Source organism: Microbacterium sp. zg.Y909 (genome assembly GCF_024626565.1).
On sequence record NZ_JANJFJ010000516.1, the window covers coordinates 1 to 2,468 of the forward strand.

A 2,468-nucleotide genomic window follows, 5' to 3' on the forward strand; every position below is an offset into this window, starting at 1 on the left:
GGCCCCACCGAGATCCGCTTCCACCTCAGCAAGCCCGAGGCGATCCCGTACTTCCGGGAGCTCATCTCGGAGTACAACTCCTCGCAAGACGACGTGCGCGTCGTCTTCGACACCTCGTCCAACCTGCAGGCCGGGTTCTTGCGCGGCAACCCGCCCGACCTCGGGCTGCTCAACTACAACATGGAGATGGCCCGCTTCATGGAGCGCGGCGCCCTCAGTGACCTCAGCGACATGCCCGAGGCCGACCGCATCCTCCCCGAGGTGCAGGACCTCGTCGACCAGTACGCCACCTACCCCGGCCGCACCAGCGTGCTGCCGTACTCGGTGATGGCGGCATCGGTCATCTACAACCAGGAGATCTTCGAGCAGCAAGGTCTCGAGGTGCCGCAGACGTGGGATGAGCTGAAAGCGGTCTGCGACCAGCTGCTGGATGCCGGCATCACTCCGTTCTACGCGACCTTCAAGGACCCTTGGACGGTGGGGCAGGGATGGTTCGACTACACCGTCGGCGGCTCGGTCGACGTCGCCGGTTTCTTCGAGGAACTGAACGAGCTGGGCACCGACGTCGGCCCTGACTCCGAGGTGTCGTTCGCGACCACCCTCGCCGAGCCCGTCGAGCGCATGACCGAGCTGACCTCCGCCTACGTCAACCCGGATGCCGCCAGTCGCGCGTACGGCGACGGCAACCTCGCCTTCGCCAACGGCGAGGCGGCGATGTACCTGCAGGGGCCGTGGGCGTTCGGCGAGATCGCCAAGACCAACGACCAGATGCAGCTGGGCACGTTCCCGCTGCCGATGACCGACGACCCCGACGACCTGCGCGTGCGCGTCAACATCGACCTGGCGGCGTGGATCCCCGAGGCATCCGCCCATCAGCAGGAAGCACGGGACTTCTTGAGCTACCTGTTCGACCAAGAGGTGATGGACGAGTACAACGCCGCCTTCCTCGGGTACGGCACCACCACCGAGGCTGCGCCGGTGACCGACGAGCGCATCGTCGGCATGAAGGAGTACTACGACTCGGCGCGGTTCTACCAGGGGCCGTCGAAGGCGATCCCGCTGACCATCCCGACCGACAACTACATGCAGGGCATCGTGACCGGAGCGGATCCCCAGCGCATGCTGCGGACGCTGGATGCCGATTGGGCTCGACTGGCGCTGCGCCAGTAGCCCGGGCCGAAAGGGGAGACAGATGGCATCCACGACGGTGACGGCGGGAGCACCTCCCGCGCTCAGAGCGCGCGGCCGCGGCGCCGCGAATGTGAAGGTGAAGACCCGCGCCAAGCGCAAGGTCGACGGGGTCTACTACCTCTTCCTGCTGCCGAGCCTGATCCTCTTCACGCTCGCGATCACGCTGCCCGCGGTGATCGGCATCTTCTTCAGCTTCACCAACTCGATCGGCTTCGGCGACTGGGAGTTCATCGGGCTGATCAACTACATCGCCGTGTTCAGCGACCCGGCGATTCTGCAGAGCTACCTGTTCACGTTCTTCTTCGCCATCACCACCGTGATCGTGGTGAACGTGGTGGCGTTCCTGCTCGCGGTGGGCCTCACCTCGAACATCCGGCTGAAGACCGGGCTGCGGGCGGTGTTCGTCATTCCGATGGTGATCTCGGGCATCATCATCGCCTACGTCTTCAACTTCCTCTTCTCCAACTCCATCCCCGCGCTGGGCGAGGCGTGGGGGATCGGCTGGCTGAGCCAGAGCGTGCTGGCCAACCCCGACCTGGCGTGGCTGGCGATCGTGATCGTCGCTTCTTGGCAGGCGATTCCCGGAACGCTGCTCATCTACATCGCCGGACTGCTCTCCATTCCCGGAGAGGTGTACGAGGCGGCATCCATCGACGGCGCCGGCAAAGGCCAGCAGATGCTGCGCATCACCCTGCCGCTGGTGGCAGGGTACGTCGTCATCAACGTGATCCTCGGGTTCAAGAACTTCCTCAACGCCTACGACATCATCGTGGGCCTCACCAACGGTGGCCCGGGAACGGCGACCCGCAGCATCGCGATGACGATCTTCACCGGGTTCTCGGGCGGCGACTACGCCTACCAGATGGCCAACGCGACGCTGTTCTTCCTCATCGCCGTCGTGCTCTCGCTGCTGCAGCTGCGGCTCACCCGCGGAAGGAACGTGTTCTGATGTCCTCCACGCAGATCTCACTGGCCGTCGAAGACGTCAACGCCGAGCGCGTGCTCGACGGCGACAGTCCCCGCAAGAAGCCCGCCGCCCGCCAGCGGGGGGAGCGGTGGAACTGGTCGGGCACCGTCATCCTCATCCTCTGCGCGCTCACGGTGCTCGTGCCGCTGTACGTCACGGTGTCGATGGCGTTCAAGACGAGGTCGCAGTCCGTCGACGGCAACGCGTTCTCGCTGCCGGCGCCGTTCAGCATCGACGGCTTCGTCGAGGCGTGGGAGCTGACCGACTTTCCCCGCGCGTTCCTCATCTCCGCGCTCGTGACCGCCTTCAC

The 2,468-nt window shown here is 65.5% G+C and carries 2 protein-coding genes and 1 pseudogene; all 3 read left to right on the forward strand.

The genetic code is table 11. The annotated features are described in order from the left end of the window. Nucleotides 1-1,170, forward strand: a 1,170-nt coding sequence (locus NQ160_RS22205) for an ABC transporter substrate-binding protein (RefSeq protein ID WP_257517210.1), incomplete at its 5' end; no start/stop codon positions are given. Nucleotides 1,171-1,192: 22 nt separating this feature from the next. Beyond that, nucleotides 1,193-2,140, forward strand: a complete 948-nt coding sequence (locus NQ160_RS22210) for a carbohydrate ABC transporter permease (protein ID WP_257517211.1) — start codon at nucleotides 1,193-1,195, stop codon at nucleotides 2,138-2,140. Beyond that, a pseudogene (locus tag NQ160_RS22215) lies at nucleotides 2,140-2,468 on the forward strand (carbohydrate ABC transporter permease); the annotation flags it as partial. The gene NQ160_RS22210 and the pseudogene NQ160_RS22215, both read left to right, overlap by 1 nt.